This window comes from Vibrio sp. 11-4(1) (genome assembly GCF_013048625.1).
Taxonomy (GTDB): Bacteria; Pseudomonadota; Gammaproteobacteria; order Enterobacterales; family Vibrionaceae; genus Vibrio; species Vibrio diabolicus.
In genome coordinates this window covers 35,195-52,385 of record NZ_VHSY01000017.1, presented here as the reverse complement: position 1 = coordinate 52,385, position 17,191 = coordinate 35,195, and the positions used below count along the sequence as shown (strand labels likewise).

Sequence of the window (17,191 nt, the reverse complement as noted above, 5' to 3'; positions counted from 1 at the left end):
AAATCGTTGAACTAGCTGAAGCTCTAGATACTTACATCCCTGAGCCAGAGCGTGCGGTAGATCAGCCATTCCTAATGCCTATCGAAGACGTATTCTCAATCCAAGGTCGTGGTACAGTAGTAACTGGCCGTATCGAGCGTGGTATCCTAACTGTAGGTGACGAAGTTGCTATCGTAGGTATCAAAGACACTACTACTACTACATGTACTGGTGTTGAGATGTTCCGTAAGCTTCTAGACGAAGGCCGTGCAGGTGAGAACGTTGGTGCACTTCTACGTGGTACTAAGCGTGACGAAGTTGAACGTGGTCAAGTACTAGCGAAGCCTGGTTCAATCACTCCACACACTAAGTTCGAATCAGAAGTATACGTACTGTCTAAAGATGAAGGTGGTCGTCACACTCCATTCTTCAAAGGCTACCGTCCACAGTTCTACTTCCGTACAACTGACGTAACTGGTGACATCCAGCTACCAGAAGGCGTAGAAATGGTAATGCCAGGTGACAACGTACAGATGACTGTTGAGCTAATCGCACCAATCGCAATGGACGAAGGTCTACGTTTCGCGATCCGTGAAGGTGGCCGTACAGTAGGTGCTGGTGTTGTTGCTAAGATCTTCGACTAATTCATAACGAATTAAACGAAATCTTGCACTCTTCTTCTTTATGAAGAAAGCGCATCGAGAAAGGGAAGCTTAGGCTTCCCTTTTTTATATCTAAATTATATTTGGTTATAAGTGTTCGTAGGAAATTCGTTAATTTTTTAATTTAAAAACAGAATATTACCGGCTCTATTTTTCAACACCTTTAGTCGTAACACCTAACCCTCTGATCTTTGCCAACTGTCACCAAATCTATATAACAAAATATTCTGAACAGGCCTATCAATGCGACTGGTAACAAGAACTATTCTTGTTTATATTGGTTGCCGCAGGTTAATTTAATAGGTTTTTGAGTATGTACGTTTGTCTTTGCCATGGGGTCTCCGACAAGAAAATTAGGAAGTTGGCGATAGATGAAGGCGTAACGGATATTAAAGGAATCAAAAAATGCACAGCATTGGGTAGCCAATGTGGTAAGTGCATCAGACAGGCCAAGGATATTTTAGCGGAAACCAGTTACACGGTATTCAAACAAGCTAGCTAATTACGGTGAGCATGCGGTAATTAAGTAATTATTTGCCTAGCGTTTTGACACCTTCTCATTTGCTTCTACATTTAAATGAAGCTAAAGAGGAGGTTTTTGTCATGAAAGGCGATCCAATCATCATCCAACATCTCAATAAAGTGCTCGGAAATGAGCTCATCGCTATTAATCAGTATTTTCTTCATGCTCGAATGTATAAGGACTGGGGGTTAAAGCACCTAGCAGATAAGGAATATCACGAATCTATCGATGAGATGAAACATGCCGATCATCTGATTGAGCGTATTTTGTTTCTTGAGGGCTTACCGAATCTACAAGATTTAGGCAAGTTGATGATAGGTGAAGACACTAAAGAAATGCTCGAGTGTGACTTAAAGCTTGAAATGGCCGCCATTCCAGATTTAAAAGATGCGATTGCCTATGCTGAAGACATTAGAGACTATGTGTCTCGCGATCTGTTTCAAGATATTCTTGAAGATGAAGAAGAGCATGTTGACTGGCTAGAGACGCAACTTGGCTTGATTGAAATGTCTGGCATTGAGAACTACCTCCAAGCGCAATACGTAGACGAAGAGTAATAGCTTCCAGGATTTTGCGTACTTCAATTGTAAGAAGAAAAGAGCACCTGACTCGAAAATCAGGTGCTTATCCCCGCTATCTGGTCTAATCTCTTTTATTATCGGCTTTTTAAGGATATTGCTCGCAATCTTGCCTATGAAGTTTGATTTCTATCCGATAGAATTTATCCCCCCTTACCTAAAAATAAAAAAGAGAAACGTCCATGTCTGAAGACAATCGCCAAGCAGCCACTCCAGAAGAAGAACATCGCCAAAAAGCATTGGATTACCATGCTTATCCAACTCCAGGGAAGATTGCTGTCGAATTGACAAAACCTGCGGAAACGGCGGGTGATCTTGCCCTTGCTTACAGCCCAGGTGTTGCAGAACCAGTGCGTGAAATCGCACAAAACCCTGATAACGTGTACAAGTACACAGCGAAAGGCAACATGGTTGCTGTTATTTCTAACGGTACCGCTATCCTGGGTCTAGGTAACCTAGGTCCACTTGCATCTAAGCCAGTGATGGAAGGTAAAGCGTTACTGTTTAAACGTTTTGCTGGCCTTGACTCGATTGATATTGAAGTTAAGCACCGCACGATCGATGAATTTGTTGATACTGTTGCAAGCATTGCAGACACTTTTGGTGGTATCAACCTTGAAGATATTAAAGCACCAGATTGTTTTGAGATTGAAAAGCGTCTAATTGAGCGTTGTGATGTACCAGTATTCCACGATGATCAGCACGGTACTGCGATTGTAACAGCGGCAGGCATGCTGAACGCGATCGAACTTCAAGGTAAGAAGCTTGAAGACTCAACGATCGTTTGTCTTGGCGCTGGCGCTGCAGCCGTTGCGTGTATGGAGCTGCTGATTAAATGTGGTGCAATGCGCGAAAAAATTTACATGCTGGATCGTAAAGGTGTAATCCACACTCGTCGTGATGATCTTAATGAATACAAGCAGCTATTCGCAAACAACACGGACAAACGCACATTAGAAGACGTGATTGAAGGCGCGGATCTGTTCCTAGGTGTATCTGGTCCAAACCTATTGCCAGCGGAAGCGTTGAAGCTGATGGCAGATAAGCCAATCGTATTTGCATGTTCGAATCCAGATCCTGAAATTAAGCCTGAACTTGCCCACGCTGTTCGTGATGATTTGATCATGGGTACTGGCCGTAGTGATTACCCGAACCAAGTAAATAACGTATTGTGTTTCCCATTCATCTTCCGTGGTGCTCTTGATGTGCGCGCAAGTGAAATCAATGATGAAATGAAACTTGCAGCCGTTGAGGCGATTCGTGAGCTAGCAAAAGAGCCTGTACCTGAAACTGTATTGAAGGCCGCAGGCGTCGATAAGCTTGAGTTTGGTGCAGACTACATCATTCCAAAACCAATGGACTCACGTTTACTACCACGTGTTGCAAAAGCTGTGGCTCAGGCGGCAGTTGATTCAGGTGTTGCTCGTATCGAGATGCCTGAAAACTACATGGCAGAGTAATATATCTATTAGATGTGATGTACAAAAAATGGGACGCAATCGCGTCCCATTTTTTATATCATTCTTTTGGCTCGAGATAAGAATTGCTATCTGAAGCCTCCAGCCTCGCTTTTTTACTCTTCGTCAAACGACTCAAATTCGATGCCCATTTCCGTCATCAGTGCTTTTACTTCTGTTGGAATATCATCTGGACGGTCTTTACGAAGGTCTTCATCTGTTGGAAGTGGCTGACCTGTGTACGCGTGCAAAAATGCTTCGCATAGTAATTCACTATTGGTTGCATGGCGTAAGTTATTGATCTGACGGCGAGTACGCTCATCAGTTAGCACTTTTAAAACTTTTAGCGGGATAGAGACGGTAATTTTTTTTACTTGTTCGCTTTTTTTGCCGTGCTCTGCATATGGGCTAATGTATTCGCCATTCCAGTCAGCCATTGCACACCTTCATTTATGTAATCGGTTAAAAATAATTTAGGTGCTGATTTTAGCTGCATTTACCGCCATAAGCAAAGACATATAGACGTCTAGAAGTGTTGACGTCTCATTTTTTGACGAGTAAAGTGAACAGAACAGCAAAGGAAGCGTGTTGATCACTTTATTTTACTCATTAGATATAGCGCATTCCTATTTAGAAGTCATTACCCGTGAAAGGATACACCCATGAGCTCTCGCAAACCTGCGACCATTGCAGTACGCACTGGTATTGAATCAGACAGCCAATATCACGCTGTCGTTCCACCTATTTATCTTTCCACTAACTATGGTTTTCCTGCTTTTGGTGAAGTACCTAAGTATGATTACACGCGATCTGGAAATCCAAACCGCGGACTGTTGGAAAGTGCGTTATCTGAACTCGAGTCTGGAAAAGGAGCGGTTGTCACGAACTGCGGTACGTCGGCATTAAATTTATGGGTGTCCGCTTTTCTTGGCCCTGATGATCTCATTATTGCTCCTCACGATTGTTATGGCGGCACCTATCGTCTTTTTAATACCCGAGCCAACAAAGGCGATTTTAAGGTTCAGTTTGTCGATCAATCAGACGAGCAAGCTTTGGATGCAGCATTAGCACAAAAACCAAAACTCATTTTGCTAGAAACTCCGTCAAACCCTCTGGTTCGCGTAGTGGATATTGCAGCTACCTGTGAAAAAGCGAAACAAGTCGGCGCGTTAGTTGCGGTGGACAATACCTTTTTGACACCCGTGTACCAAAAACCTTTAGAGCTAGGTGCGGATTTTGTTATCCACTCCACAACGAAGTACATCAACGGTCATTCAGACGTGATTGGTGGCGTGATCATCACCAAAACAGAAGCGCATGCAGAAGAGCTTGCATGGTGGGGCAATTGTATTGGCGCAACGGGCACACCTTTCGATAGTTACATGACACTGCGAGGTATTCGTACGCTTGGTGCTCGTATGCGAGTGCATGAAGAGAGTTCACAGCAGGTACTGGCTTATCTCCAGAAGCAAGCGTTAGTTAAAACCATTTATCATCCAAGCCTGCCGGAGCACCCAGGTCATGACATCGCTAAAAAGCAGCAAACTGGTTTTGGCTCTATGCTGAGCTTTGAGTTTGCCGGTTCGTTTGAGCAGTTAAAAGTGTTCGTTAAAGAGCTCCAACTGTTTTCATTGGCTGAGTCATTAGGTGGAGTAGAAAGCTTGATTTGTCATCCGGCATCCATGACGCATCGCGCTATGGGAGAGGAAGCACTGGCAGAAGCGGGGATGTCACATCAACTATTGCGTTTGTCTGTCGGCTTGGAAGATGCACAAGATCTCATCACGGATTTAGAGCAAGCATTCGCTAAAGCTGCCCAACAATAGGAGACGAGAATAATGACTGTACAACGTCAGCTGCATAAGTTTGGTGGCAGTAGCTTAGCAAACCCAGAATGCTATTTACGCGTTGTGGATATTCTTAAGGAGTATTCGACGGAAAATGATCTCGTGGTCGTTTCGGCGGCAGGAAAAACTACTAACCGCTTGATTGAGTTCCTAGAAGGGCTAGACAAAGATGGCCGAATCGCGCATGAAGCACTTCAAAGCCTAAGGCAGTTCCAAACGGAGCTAATAGAAAACTTGTTGGAAAATGAAGTACAAGAAGAGCTATTAGCGTTACTGCATGATGAGTTCAGTACCTTATCTGAGCTGACAGCACCACTCACTGGCGCGCAAAAAGCCGCGGTACTAGGACACGGAGAAGTTTGGTCTGCTCGCCTATTGGCCGCGTTATTATCTCAACGTTCTATCCCCGCTGTCGCACAAGATGCACGAGCGTTTTTACGTGCGGAAGCCGGGACTCAACCTGAAGTTGATCGCGCTCGTTCATATCCTTTGATAAAAGAAGTTCTCGCGCAACACAATCATAAACGTGTGGTAATTACTGGCTTTATGGCTCAGAACGAGGCGGGCGAAACCATTTTACTTGGTCGTAATGGCTCTGACTATTCTGCAACTGTCATTGGTGCTTTGGCTGAAGTGAGCACGGTCACCATTTGGAGTGACGTTGCCGGTGTCTATAGTGCCGATCCGCGTTTGGTGGCAGACGCATGTCTGTTACCGTTACTTCGATTGGATGAAGCCAGCGAACTCGCCCGTTTAGCCGCCCCAGTCCTACACAGTCGTACACTTCAGCCTGTGGCGCAAAGTACTATGGATCTCAACCTCAAGTGTAGCTATCTGCCGGAATCGGGCTCCACTCGTATTGAGCGTGTCTTAGCGTCTGGCCGTGGCGCTAAAATTATTACCTCGCTGGATGATGTTTTATTGGTGCAGCTGTCTTTCATGCATGGGCACGACTTCGAAAAAACACAGAATGATGTATTACAAGCGTTGCAGCGAGCGCAATTGGAGCCATTGGCATTTGAGGCACAGCCCGATCAACACACGTTGCGCTTGGCGTATACCGCAGAAATTGCCGGTGGCGCACTGAAACACTTACAAGAGCTTGCGGTTGAAGCGGAGATTAAGCTCAAAGAAGGCTACTCTCTCTTGGCGGCGGTAGGCGCTGGCGTTACGAAAAACGCCAACCATTGTTTTGGTTTTTATCAGAAGTTAAAACACTCTCCGGTTGAATTTATTTCTGAAACTGAGTCGGGGCTGAGTTTAGTCGCCGTTTTGCGTCGTACTGATACCGAAGTGTTGGTTCAAACGATTCATAGCCAGTTGTTCCAAGCGCAAAAGCGCGTGGCGGTGGCTTTATGTGGCAAGGGCAACATTGGTTCTAGTTGGTTAAATTTATTTGCAACTCAAAAAGGTGAGCTCGAAAAACGTCATGGCATGAGCTTTGACCTTGTCGCGGTCGTGGATAGTCAAACCTACTGGTTCGATGAGCAAGGTATTGATGCAGCAAGTGTTGCTGAACGATTTGATGATGAAAGCCTAGCAAACGATGGATCTTGGTTGACTCACTTAGGAGCGCTAAAAAATTACGATGAAGCCGTAGTGCTTGATGTGACAGCGAGTAAAGACTTAGCTCAGCGCTATGTAGAAATTGCGCAGCAGGGCATTCATTTGATTTCCGCTAACAAAGTGGCGGGTTCGGCAGATAGCCAGTATTACCATCAGGTTCAAGATGCATTCGCTAAAATTGGTCGTTATTGGCTGTACAATGCGACGGTTGGTGCGGGGTTACCGATAAACCATACCGTGCGAGATCTACGTGAAAGTGGTGATGAGATCGTTGCTCTATCGGGTATTTTCTCAGGGACGTTATCATGGTTATTCCAACAATTTGACGGCTCAGTACCATTTAATGATTTAGTCGACCTCGCTTGGCAGCAAGGTTTAACAGAGCCTGATCCTCGTTCTGATTTAGATGGTTCAGATGTGATGCGTAAGCTGGTTATCTTAGCTCGAGAGTCTGGTCTCGATATTGAGCCGGGCAGCGTTAAGGTTGAATCTCTGGTACCAGAAGAATTAAGAGAACTTAGCATCGATGACTTCTTCGATAACGGAGGGCTGTTGAGTGAAATACTGCAAGAGCGCCTGACAAAAGCACAGAGAAACGACCAAGTGCTTCGCTACGTTGCTCGTTTAGAAAAAAATGGTAAAGCGACGGTGGGAGTAGAAGCGTTATCTCGTGAACATGCGCTCGCCAACCTACTGCCGTGCGACAACATTTTTGCCATTGAAAGTAAGTGGTACAAAGATAACCCACTCGTTATTCGAGGGCCTGGCGCAGGAAGAGAAGTGACAGCCGGCGCGATTCAATCCGACCTCAACCGATTAGCCGGTTTATTCTAAAGTTGCGAGATACCTAAAACCCTGGAACCCGACCAGGGTTTTTTATTTTGCCTTCAGTGCCATACTGAAGTATCGGCTTGTGATAAGTGGTGAAATAACGTTCAATTAATAACTTGAACTATCCTCATTATTAACTTGAGAAAAATTCATAATTACAAGGTTGACATTAAATCGTATTCAATACATTCTGTAGACATATAGACGTCTAAACGTCGATTTAAGGAATTTGTTTTCGTGGCGGAGTGCCACAGGGAGAGTAAGATGGGATACACGCACGCAGGCCATATTGACGCCTTGAACCAGAATATTGCTGAGTTGTCAGACAACATCAATGTATCATTTGAGTTTTTTCCACCAAGCAGCGCTAAGATGGAAGAGACACTCTGGAATTCAGTGCACCGTCTTAAAACGCTCCAACCTAAATTTGTTTCTGTGACTTACGGCGCTAACTCTGGCGAGCGTGACAGAACGCACTCCATCATTAAAGAAATCAAAGCAACAACCGGATTGGTTGCTGCTCCTCACCTCACTTGTATTGATGCGACTCGCGAAGAGTTGATTAATATTGCCGATGATTACTGGAATAATGGCATTGAAAATATCGTTGCTCTGCGTGGTGATATTCCTCCTGGTGGCGGTGCGCCTGACATGTATGCCTCGGATCTGGTTGAGTTGCTGAAATCACGTCACGATTTTGATATCTCAGTTGCCGCATTTCCTGAGGTTCACCCTGAAGCTAAAAGTGCGCAGTCTGACTTATTGAACCTAAAACGTAAGGTTGATGCAGGCGCAAACCGTGCAATTACTCAGTTCTTTTTTGATGTTGAGTCTTACCTCCGTTTCCGCGATCGCTGTGTGGCGGCAGGAATTGATGTGGAAATTGTTCCTGGTATTTTGCCAGTGTCGAATTTTAAGCAAGCCTCTCGCTTTGCTGCGCAGAACAATGTGAAAGTACCAGGCTGGATGAGTAAACAGTTCGAAGGCTTGGATGATGATCCGGTGACTCGTCAGCTTGTAGGAGCTAGCCAAGCTATTGATATGGTGCGCGTACTTAGTCGTGAAGGCGTTAAGGATTTCCACTTCTACACCCTAAACCGTGCAGAGATGACTTACGCTTTATGTCATACGCTAGGCGTTCGCCCTCGCGCTGCAGTAGGTGCATAAATCGACCGGGTTTCAAAAAGACAAAAGGCTTGCCGAGCGGCAAGCCTTTTTCGTTGTATCAAAGTAAAAGGAAATTAACCAATCACTTCAAGTTCTGTTAGGACTTCTTCAGCCCACGTGATCCACGTTTCACGTAACAGTAGGTTACGACGAAGCGTTAAACGCTCTAGGCGAGCTTGTTTGTCTAAAGTTGACGGCGTTGCGTAGTAAGCCGCTTCAATTTCTTTGTAGTGAGAAACCAGTTTGCGAGACTCTTCAACCAGTTCGGCGAGTTGATCACGGAAAGGTGTTGATGGTTGAACGGCACATGCCATCAATTTCGCTGAAAATTCATCACGAACAGTCGGGTGTGCAGTTGGTTGATCAAACCATTCTCCTAAAGCGCTGCGACCAGCATCTGTGATGGAGTAAACCTTACGGTCTGGTTTGCCTTCTTGGGGTTCTAATACGCAAGTAACCAGCTCTTTCTCGGCCATTTTATTGAGTTCACGGTACACTTGTTGGTGGCTTGCTTTCCAGAAGTAACCGATGCTAGCAGAGAATTCTTTAGTGATATCGTAACCGGTTGCGTCGCGAGTGCTAAGAACAGTTAAGATTACGTGTGGTAATGACATGTCTTCAATCCAAATGGTCAATAAACTTGTAAACAAGCTACTTATACTTTCAGCTGTGCTCTTTCTGGCACTTGAGTTTTTTAATGTATAAGTAGCACCAACAATGTTGGTCCTGTCACCTTAAAGCCGTTTATCACCTAGAGAGATGGGGAGTCCCATCATGGCTGGAGCAGGTATGATTGGATTTATGAGCTCTCAGCAGGCAAGTAGTATATAAATAATAAGCATGAAGTGGAATAGTAGGACAAAATTACCCTAAAAAACTAACATAATAATCAATAGTGTTAACTTGTGGTTTTTTATTCTTTTTGTGTGGTAATTTTTGGGTTTTTTATAGTTTATTAAACTGCCTTTTGGTTGCGCAATTATCCAGCGCCAAAAAAAAGCTGAGCACTTGCTCAGCTTTTTTATTACAAATGAAGCGATTAGCCTGTGTTGCGCATGCCAGCTGCAATACCAGCAATTGTCACCATTAGCGCTTCTTCTAGGTTTGCAGATGCTTCTTCGGTTTGGCGTGTACGGTATAGCAACTCGGCTTGTAGCATGTTCAATGGCTCAACGTAGATGTTGCGCAAGCGAATCGATTCGAGTCCCCAAGGGTCATGCTGCATCAAGTTTTCGTTGTTCTCTACATTCAGTACTGCTTTGATATCTTCTTGAAGCTGAGCGCGAAGCTTTTCACCGAGTGGACGGAGTGATTCATCCACCAATCGCTCATCGTAATAGCGAGAAATATCGATATTACACTTCGAGTACACCATTTCTAACATGCCAAGGCGAGTCGAGAAGAACGGCCATTCACGACACATCTCTTCGAGCAGCGCTTGGTGACCTTTATCGATAGAGTATTGAATCGCTTCACCCGCACCTAGCCATGCAGGAAGTACCAAACGGTTTTGGCTCCATGAGAAGATCCACGGGATTGCACGTAAGCTTTCTACTCCGCCCTTCGGATTACGTTTTGCAGGACGAGAGCCAAGTGGCAACTTACCGAGCTCGAGCTCTGGTGTCGCTTGACGGAAGTAAGGCACAAAGTCAGGCTCGCCGCGAACTACGTTGCGATAAGACTCGCAGCTAACTTCTGATAGCACTTCCATTAAGTCGCGCCATTCTTGTTTTGGCTCTGGTGGTGGCAATAGGTTGGCTTCTAGAATCGCGCTCGCGTAAAGGTTAAAACTGTTTACGGCGACATCTGGAAGGCCCAGTTTAAAGCGGATCATCTCGCCCTGTTCTGTTACGCGCAAACCACCTTTCAAGCTTTTTGGTGGTTGAGACAGAAGTGCAGCGTGTGCAGGTGCGCCGCCACGACCAACGGTGCCGCCACGACCGTGGAATAGAGTTAGTTCAACACCTTCTTCTTCCGCCACTTTTACTAACGATTCCATCGCATGGTACTGAGCCCAGCCTGCAGACATGACACCCGCATCTTTCGCTGAGTCAGAGTAACCAATCATGACCATTTGGTGGTTTTGGATAAAGCCACGGTATAGGTCGATACCCATCAGCTGTTTGATGACCGATTCTGCATTGTTCAAGTCGTCTAGCGTCTCGAATAACGGGCAAACATCCATACGATATGGGCAGCCTGCTTCTTGCAGAAGTAGGTGGACTGCTAACACATCTGATGCAGTGCGTGCCATAGAAATAACGTAGGCACCGAATGCTTCACGCGGTTGTGCTGCAATAATCTTACAGGTGTCCAAAACCTCTTTGACAGGTTCTGATGGTTCCCAATCACGAGGCAGAAGAGGACGTTTAGATGCGAGTTCGTTGGTTAGGAAAGCAATCTTATCTTGCTCGCTCCATTGTTCGTAATCACCAATGCCTAAGTAGCGGGTTAATTCAGACAATACGTCTGAATGACGAGTGCTCTCTTGGCGGATATCAAGGCGAACAAGATGAATACCAAATGCTTTTACGCGGCGCAATGTATCTAGTAGAGAGCCATTTGCGATCACACCCATGCCACATTCATTTAGCGACTGGTAACAGGCATACAGAGGTTCCCAAAGTTGCTCGACTTTTTGCAACGGAGCTTTAACGGCCAGTTTTTGACCATGGATTTTAGCATCGAGAATATCTTTGGTTTCGTTCAATAGGGTGCGAAGTTGTTTCAGGATCGCACGATATGGTTCGTGCTGATCTTCGCCAGCAAGCTCACGAACTTGGTCGTTTGAAACCGTCATAGACAGTTCACTGATCAACTCGTTGATGTCATTGAGATAAAGATCTGCGGCTTTCCAACGAGACAGAAGCAATACTTCACGTGTCACGCTATGAGTGACAAACGGGTTACCGTCGCGGTCGCCCCCCATCCAAGAAGAGAAGTGCACAGGGCGCGCATCAATTGGTAAACCTTCACCCAAGTAAGACTTCAGACGATCATTCATTTCACGTAAGAAGTCTGGCACCGCTTCCCATAGTGAGTTTTCAACGACTGCAAAACCCCATTTTGCTTCATCCAGCGGAGTAGGGCGCTGTTGTCGAATTACGTCTGAATGCCAGCTTTGCGCGATCAGTTGCTCTAAACGACGCTCGGTTTTCTTGCGCTCTTTAGAAGAAAGATCACTCAGTTCCAACTTTGATAAGCACTCGTTGATCTTGACCAACTTGTTGATCATCGTGCGACGCGTGATTTCCGTTGGGTGAGCCGTCAATACCAATTCAATATTCAGATCACGAACCGCTTGCGCAGTGTCCAGTTTGCTCACATCGTTTTGTACCAGTTTAGAAAACAGCGAGTTAATCGCGTCTGGTTCACAAATGTGCTCTTCACAATGGCGTGAAATCGTGTGGTATTGCTCAGCAATATTGGTGAGATTTAGAAATTGGTTAAACGCACGGGTAACGGGCGTTAGCTGCTCATCGGGTAGGTGTTTGATTTCTTCTATCAAGCTGTCCCTGTCTGCTTGATTACCTGCTTGAGCCGATTTGGATAATTTACGAATGGTTTCCACTTTCTCGAAGATTTCTTCGCCATGGGCATCGCGAATGGTGTTACCCAATAAGTGGCCTAACATGCGCACATTACTTTTGAGTGCGGCGTATTTCTCGTTCATTGTCGTCCTGCCTCGTAAAAAAACTACATCCATTGTCCTTGTTAAGACTCCAATCTAGCGAAAAGCACCAGTTATAGTCAAATAAAGCAGACTAAGTTTGCAATTATTCCGCTGTCTCCTGATTTAGAGCAAATTTACGGCAGCTGTAGAATAAGAAGTGAAAATTAATTACAAAATAACAAGTTAAAGAAGTGTTAAGGCTAGCGCTAAATTGTGAAGATAAAAAGATGCAGCTCAATCGAGCTGCACTGACTTTTGAGTTTATTCGCGTATTAACAGCAATACTTGACCATTGCCTTTGAAAGCACATCAATTGTGGGCTCGATAAAATCAAATGAGAGAAACTCATCCGGTTGGTGCGCTTGGTCAATTGAACCCGGGCCAAGAACTAAGGTTGGACAGAGCTGTTGTAAGAAGGGCGCCTCAGTACAGTAGTTCACGGTTTCTGAACTGGTTTGGCAGATCTCTTCAACACCACCGATAAATGGGTGGTCATGTTGGCATTCGTAACCCGGAATTGGTTCATGTAACGGAATTATCTCCAAGCGTCCAGGCCACTTTGCTTCGACTTCTTTTAATGCTCCGCGCAGCATATTTTCTAGGCCATCCAGGCTGATCCCTGGTAGTGGGCGAACATCATAGTGCAGCTCACAGCAACCACAAATACGGTTAGCGCTGTCACCGCCGTGAATGTGTCCAAGGTTTAGGGTAGGGCTTGGAATGGCAAAACCCGGATGGTGGTATTCTTTCACCAATTTATCGCGCAGTTGCATCATGGCAAACATCACTTCATGCATGATCTCAATCGCGTTAACGCCTAAGGCAGGATCGGATGAATGGCCTGACTTACCCGTGACCCGAATTGCATTCGCCACATGACCTTTGTGGCCGCGAATAGGAACGAGGCTGGTGGGCTCACCAATAATGCAGTAATCCGGCTTAAAAGGGGCGTTTACGGTGAAATGTCGTGCACCCAACATGGTGGTTTCTTCGTCACAAGTGGCTAATACGTATAGCGGCTTGGTCTGCTTACTCCAGTCGACTTTTTTGACGGCTTCGTAAATAAAGGCAAAAAAGCCTTTCATGTCTGCCGTGCCTAAACCGTAAAAGCGGTTGTCTTTTTCAGTCAGCTTATGTGGATCAAAGCTCCAGCGTCCTTCATCAAATGGCACGGTATCACTGTGGCCCGCAAGTAAAAGGCCGCCTTCACCCTCACCCATACGTGCGATCATATTGTGCTTGCCTGGCTCCACCTCGATCACTTCAACGTTGAAGCCCAGATCTTTAAACCAAGATGCGAGTTTTTCGATGACTTTTGCATTGCCCTGATCCCAGCTCGGATCCGTGGAGCTGATAGAAGAGGTGCTGATGAGTCCTTCATAGACCTCTAGAAAAGTTGGTAATTGCATGGATTCTTCAAATCTCCTGTTGACAGACAGACCACAAAAATGTAAAACACATATTAAATCATATTTAATGAATAAAAAATCAAAATAAAGCAAAAATTAAATATGAATAGTCATTTGAGCCTTTAAGTATATGGATGTCACACAATGCTAAAAACCACGATTATTGGAGCCAGCGGTTACACCGGCGCAGAGTTAGCGTTAATGGTTAATAAACACCCACAACTCACGCTATCAGGTTTATACGTTTCCGCCAACAGTGTTGATGCAGGAAAGAATATTGCGCAGCTGCACGGTAAGTTAGCAGGCATCATTGATATGCCGGTCTTGCCACTAACGGATCCACTGCAAATCGCTCAAGAATCGGATGTGGTGTTTTTAGCAACGGCTCATGAGGTGAGCCACGATCTAGCCCCAACTTTCTTGGAGGCAGGCTGTCAGGTATTCGATTTATCGGGGGCATTCCGCGTCCAAAGTGAAGGTTTTTACAACACCTTTTATGGCTTCGAGCATCAACATAATAACTGGCTAGATAAAGCTGCATACGGCTTAGCAGAGTGGAACCAGGAATCAATTAAAACTGCTCCCTTAGTTGCTGTAGCAGGTTGCTACCCGACTGCTTCGCAGTTAGCCATCAAGCCTCTACTCGAAAATGCATTAGTGGATACCAATCAATGGCCTGTCATTAACGCGACCAGCGGTGTGTCCGGAGCTGGGCGTAAAGCTTCTATGGTGAACAGTTTCTGTGAAGTGAGCTTGCAACCTTATGGTGTATTTACTCATCGTCACCAACCAGAAATTGCTCAGCACTTAGGTTGCGATGTGATTTTTACTCCGCACCTAGGCAACTTTAAACGCGGCATTCTTGCCACGATCACCATGAAGCTAGCATCAGGCGTTACAGAGCAACAAGTCGCTCAAGCATTTGAACAAGCTTATCTAGGAAAGCCTGCCGTGCGTTTAAAAGGCGATGGCATTCCACGTATTCAGGATGTCGAAAATACCCCTTTCTGCGATATCGGCTGGAAGGTACAAGGTGAACACATCATTGTGATTTCAGCCATCGACAACCTACTCAAAGGTGCATCAAGTCAAGCGATGCAATGTCTCAATATTCATTATGGTTACCCAGAACTGACAGCGTTGCTGTAGTCGTTGAAAGAGGGAAATGCGATGACGCAAACCAATCAAGCTCCTTTAGTCATTAAGCTAGGCGGTGCAGCTCTATCTTGCACTCAAACCTTAAGTCAACTGTTTGGTGCCATTGCGGCTTACCAAAAATCGGCACAGCGACAAATCGCCATCGTTCATGGCGGTGGCTACCTAGTTGATGAGTTGATGGCAAAGCTTCAGCTTGAAACCGTAAAGAAAAACGGTTTACGCGTAACGCCTTACGATCAAATTCCGTTGATTGCAGGCGCGCTTGCAGGTACCGCAAACAAGTTGCTTCAAGGTCAAGCGATTGCGGACGGTCTTAACGCTGTGGGTCTTAGCCTTGCGGATGGTGGTTTGTGTCTTGTTGAAGAACTTGACCCAGAACTCGGCGCGGTAGGTAAAGCATCACCGGGTGATTCAACGCTATTACAAGCGGTACTAAACACAGGCGCACTGCCGATCATCAGTTCAATTGGCTTAACCACAGATGGCCAGATGATGAATGTGAATGCTGACCAAGCCGCAGTCGCGGTGGCAGGTGCTCTCGATGCTGAATTAGTCCTGTTGTCAGATGTGAGTGGCGTACTCGATGGCAAAGGGCATTTGATCAAAACGCTATCTGAGCAAGAAGCCGATGCATTGATCAAAGGGCAGGTGATCACAGACGGCATGATCGTCAAAGTTAAAGCTGCTTTGGAGGCGGCCAATGATCTTGGTCGTCCTATCGAAGTCGCCACCTGGCGTTACCCAGAAAAATTAGTACAGCTATTCGCTGGTGAAAGTATTGGAACGCAATTTTTGCCTCAATAAGCATCAGCAAAAGAATTCAATATTAGGAAGTAGTAGTTGGCACTGACCGCCGAGCGCAGCGCCAGTTAAGTTTGGAGAAGAAAGATGAGCAAAGTGAACGTAAATAAAGTGGTAGTCGCATACTCAGGCGGTCTAGATACCTCAGTAATTATCCCGTGGCTAAAAGAGAACTACGATTGTGAAGTAGTGGCTTTCGTTGCCGATGTTGGTCAAGGCGCAGAAGAGCTAGAAGGTATTGAAGCGAAAGCAAAAGCTTCAGGTGCTTCTGAGTGTTACATCGCTGATCTGAAAGAAGAGATGGTGGCGGATTACATTTACCCAACGCTAAAAACCGGCGCGTACTACGAAGGTAAGTACCTGCTGGGTACATCAATGGCGCGTCCAATTATTGCTAAAGCACAGGTTGAAGTCGCACGTAAAGTGGGCGCGGACGCATTGTGTCATGGCTGTACAGGTAAAGGTAACGACCAAGTACGTTTCGAAGGTGCATTCGCAGCACTAGCACCAGATCTACAAGTGATTGCCCCTTGGCGTGAATGGGACCTAGTGAGCCGTGAAGAATGTTTAGATTACCTAGCTGAGCGTAACATTCCTTGTTCAGCGTCTCTTACTAAGATCTACTCACGTGATGCAAACGCATGGCACATTTCTACTGAAGGTGGCGTCCTAGAAGATACGTGGAACGCACCAAACGAAGATTGCTGGGTATGGACTGTAGACCCAGAGCAAGCACCAAACGAAGCGGAATACGTCACGCTGAAAGTAGAAAAAGGTGAGGTGGTCGAAGTTGATGGCGAAGTGATGACACCATACAACGCGTTGGTTTATCTAAACGAAAAAGGTGCGAAGCACGGTGTTGGTCGTATCGATATCGTTGAAAACCGTCTTGTTGGAATGAAGTCTCGTGGTTGTTATGAAACACCGGGAGGCACCATCATGATGGAAGCGCTGCGTGCCGTTGAACAGCTCGTGCTAGACAAATCATCATTCGAATTCCGTGAAGAGCTGGGGCTAAAAGCGTCTCACCTTGTGTACGATGGTCGTTGGTTTACGCCGCTATGTAAGTCGATCCTTGCCGCTTCAGAAGAGCTAGCGCAAGACGTGAATGGTGAAGTGGTTGTTAAGCTCTACAAAGGCCAAGCCACGGTAACGCAAAAACGTTCTGACAACAGCTTGTACTCAGAAGAGTTCGCGACTTTTGGTGAAGATGAGGTTTACGACCAAAGCCATGCGGGTGGTTTCATCCGTCTTTACTCGCTATCAAGCCGTATCCGTGCGTTGAACAGCCAGAAGAAATAATCTCTCCACATCTCGGATTGAGTAAAGACCTGCTATTGGATAGCAGGTCTTTTTTGTTGGCTTAAGTCTATGAGCACAAAGATGCAAATACATTCCTTTTGAATATATATGTAAAAATATTGAATTTATACTTTATTTTTTGTCGAAATTGCCGTAACGTTGACCCATAAGAAAAAGTGAGCAAATGACCATCAAATTGGTTACTACTCATTCGAGAACGTTAGAGTAAGCAATAGTC

Annotated in this window: 14 protein-coding genes; 10 read left to right on the top strand and 4 right to left on the bottom strand. The window is 45.5% G+C overall.

Annotated features, from left to right (window positions below; all coding sequences use genetic code 11):
* The 4 genes from FKN16_RS22350 to FKN16_RS22335 all read left to right on the top strand — a co-directional run.
* Positions 1-623: EF-Tu/IF-2/RF-3 family GTPase (locus tag FKN16_RS22350; protein WP_249370564.1), on the top strand; the 623-nt coding region annotated here is incomplete at its 5' end.
* Positions 624-954: 331 nt separating this feature from the next.
* Positions 955-1,143, top strand: a complete 189-nt coding sequence (locus FKN16_RS22345; RefSeq protein WP_031780493.1) for a bacterioferritin-associated ferredoxin — start codon at positions 955-957, stop codon at positions 1,141-1,143.
* A gap of 101 nt (positions 1,144-1,244) precedes the next feature.
* Positions 1,245-1,721 carry a bacterioferritin gene (bfr, locus tag FKN16_RS22340; protein WP_005395745.1) on the top strand — a complete coding sequence of 159 codons (477 nt, stop codon included), beginning with the start codon at positions 1,245-1,247 and terminating at the stop codon, positions 1,719-1,721.
* A gap of 203 nt (positions 1,722-1,924) precedes the next feature.
* Entirely contained in the window at positions 1,925-3,202 is a 1,278-nt protein-coding gene (locus FKN16_RS22335; RefSeq protein ID WP_006742766.1) for a malic enzyme-like NAD(P)-binding protein, read from the top strand.
* A gap of 113 nt (positions 3,203-3,315) precedes the next feature.
* Here FKN16_RS22335 and metJ read toward each other — a convergent pair whose 3' ends face one another.
* On the bottom strand, positions 3,316-3,636 hold the full coding sequence (gene metJ / locus FKN16_RS22330; RefSeq protein ID WP_005381353.1) for a met regulon transcriptional regulator MetJ: 321 nt from the start codon (positions 3,634-3,636) through the stop codon (positions 3,316-3,318).
* A gap of 225 nt (positions 3,637-3,861) precedes the next feature.
* Between metJ and FKN16_RS22325 the strand changes: the two genes are divergently transcribed.
* The 3 genes from FKN16_RS22325 (at position 3,862) to metF (ending at position 8,610) form a co-directional block, all read left to right on the top strand.
* Positions 3,862-5,025 carry an O-succinylhomoserine (thiol)-lyase gene (locus FKN16_RS22325; RefSeq protein WP_170903557.1) on the top strand — a complete coding sequence of 388 codons (1,164 nt, stop codon included), beginning with the start codon at positions 3,862-3,864 and terminating at the stop codon, positions 5,023-5,025.
* Between the two features lie 12 nt (positions 5,026-5,037).
* Positions 5,038-7,446, top strand: coding sequence for a bifunctional aspartate kinase/homoserine dehydrogenase II (locus tag FKN16_RS22320; RefSeq protein ID WP_104969869.1), 2,409 nt, complete (start codon positions 5,038-5,040; stop codon positions 7,444-7,446).
* Between the two features lie 261 nt (positions 7,447-7,707).
* The gene (metF, locus tag FKN16_RS22315; protein WP_046874624.1) at positions 7,708-8,610 is read left to right on the top strand and encodes a methylenetetrahydrofolate reductase; all 903 of its coding nucleotides are present in this window, start codon (positions 7,708-7,710) and stop codon (positions 8,608-8,610) included.
* A 74-nt stretch (positions 8,611-8,684) separates the two neighbouring features.
* Here the strand turns inward: metF and FKN16_RS22310 are convergent, their stop codons facing one another.
* The 3 genes from FKN16_RS22310 to argE all read right to left on the bottom strand — a co-directional run bounded on the left by FKN16_RS22310 (position 8,685) and on the right by argE (position 13,692).
* Complete coding sequence (locus FKN16_RS22310; protein WP_005395734.1) at positions 8,685-9,224, bottom strand: PadR family transcriptional regulator; 540 nt, start codon at positions 9,222-9,224, stop codon at positions 8,685-8,687.
* 425 nt (positions 9,225-9,649) lie between these two features.
* Positions 9,650-12,283 carry a phosphoenolpyruvate carboxylase gene (gene ppc, locus FKN16_RS22305; RefSeq protein ID WP_170903556.1) on the bottom strand — a complete coding sequence of 878 codons (2,634 nt, stop codon included), beginning with the start codon at positions 12,281-12,283 and terminating at the stop codon, positions 9,650-9,652.
* A 272-nt stretch (positions 12,284-12,555) separates the two neighbouring features.
* Positions 12,556-13,692, bottom strand: coding sequence for an acetylornithine deacetylase (gene argE / locus FKN16_RS22300; RefSeq protein WP_170903555.1), 1,137 nt, complete (start codon positions 13,690-13,692; stop codon positions 12,556-12,558).
* 144 nt (positions 13,693-13,836) lie between these two features.
* Between argE and argC the strand changes: the two genes are divergently transcribed.
* From argC to FKN16_RS22285, 3 genes are all read left to right on the top strand, one after another.
* Positions 13,837-14,841 (top strand): N-acetyl-gamma-glutamyl-phosphate reductase, encoded by a 1,005-nt coding sequence (argC, locus tag FKN16_RS22295; protein WP_170903554.1) that lies wholly within the window; start codon positions 13,837-13,839, stop codon positions 14,839-14,841.
* 21 nt (positions 14,842-14,862) lie between these two features.
* On the top strand, positions 14,863-15,654 hold the full coding sequence (gene argB, locus FKN16_RS22290) for an acetylglutamate kinase (protein ID WP_170903553.1): 792 nt from the start codon (positions 14,863-14,865) through the stop codon (positions 15,652-15,654).
* A gap of 84 nt (positions 15,655-15,738) precedes the next feature.
* On the top strand, positions 15,739-16,953 hold the full coding sequence (locus FKN16_RS22285; protein WP_005381332.1) for an argininosuccinate synthase: 1,215 nt from the start codon (positions 15,739-15,741) through the stop codon (positions 16,951-16,953).
* Positions 16,954-17,191: the final 238 nt, after the last annotated feature.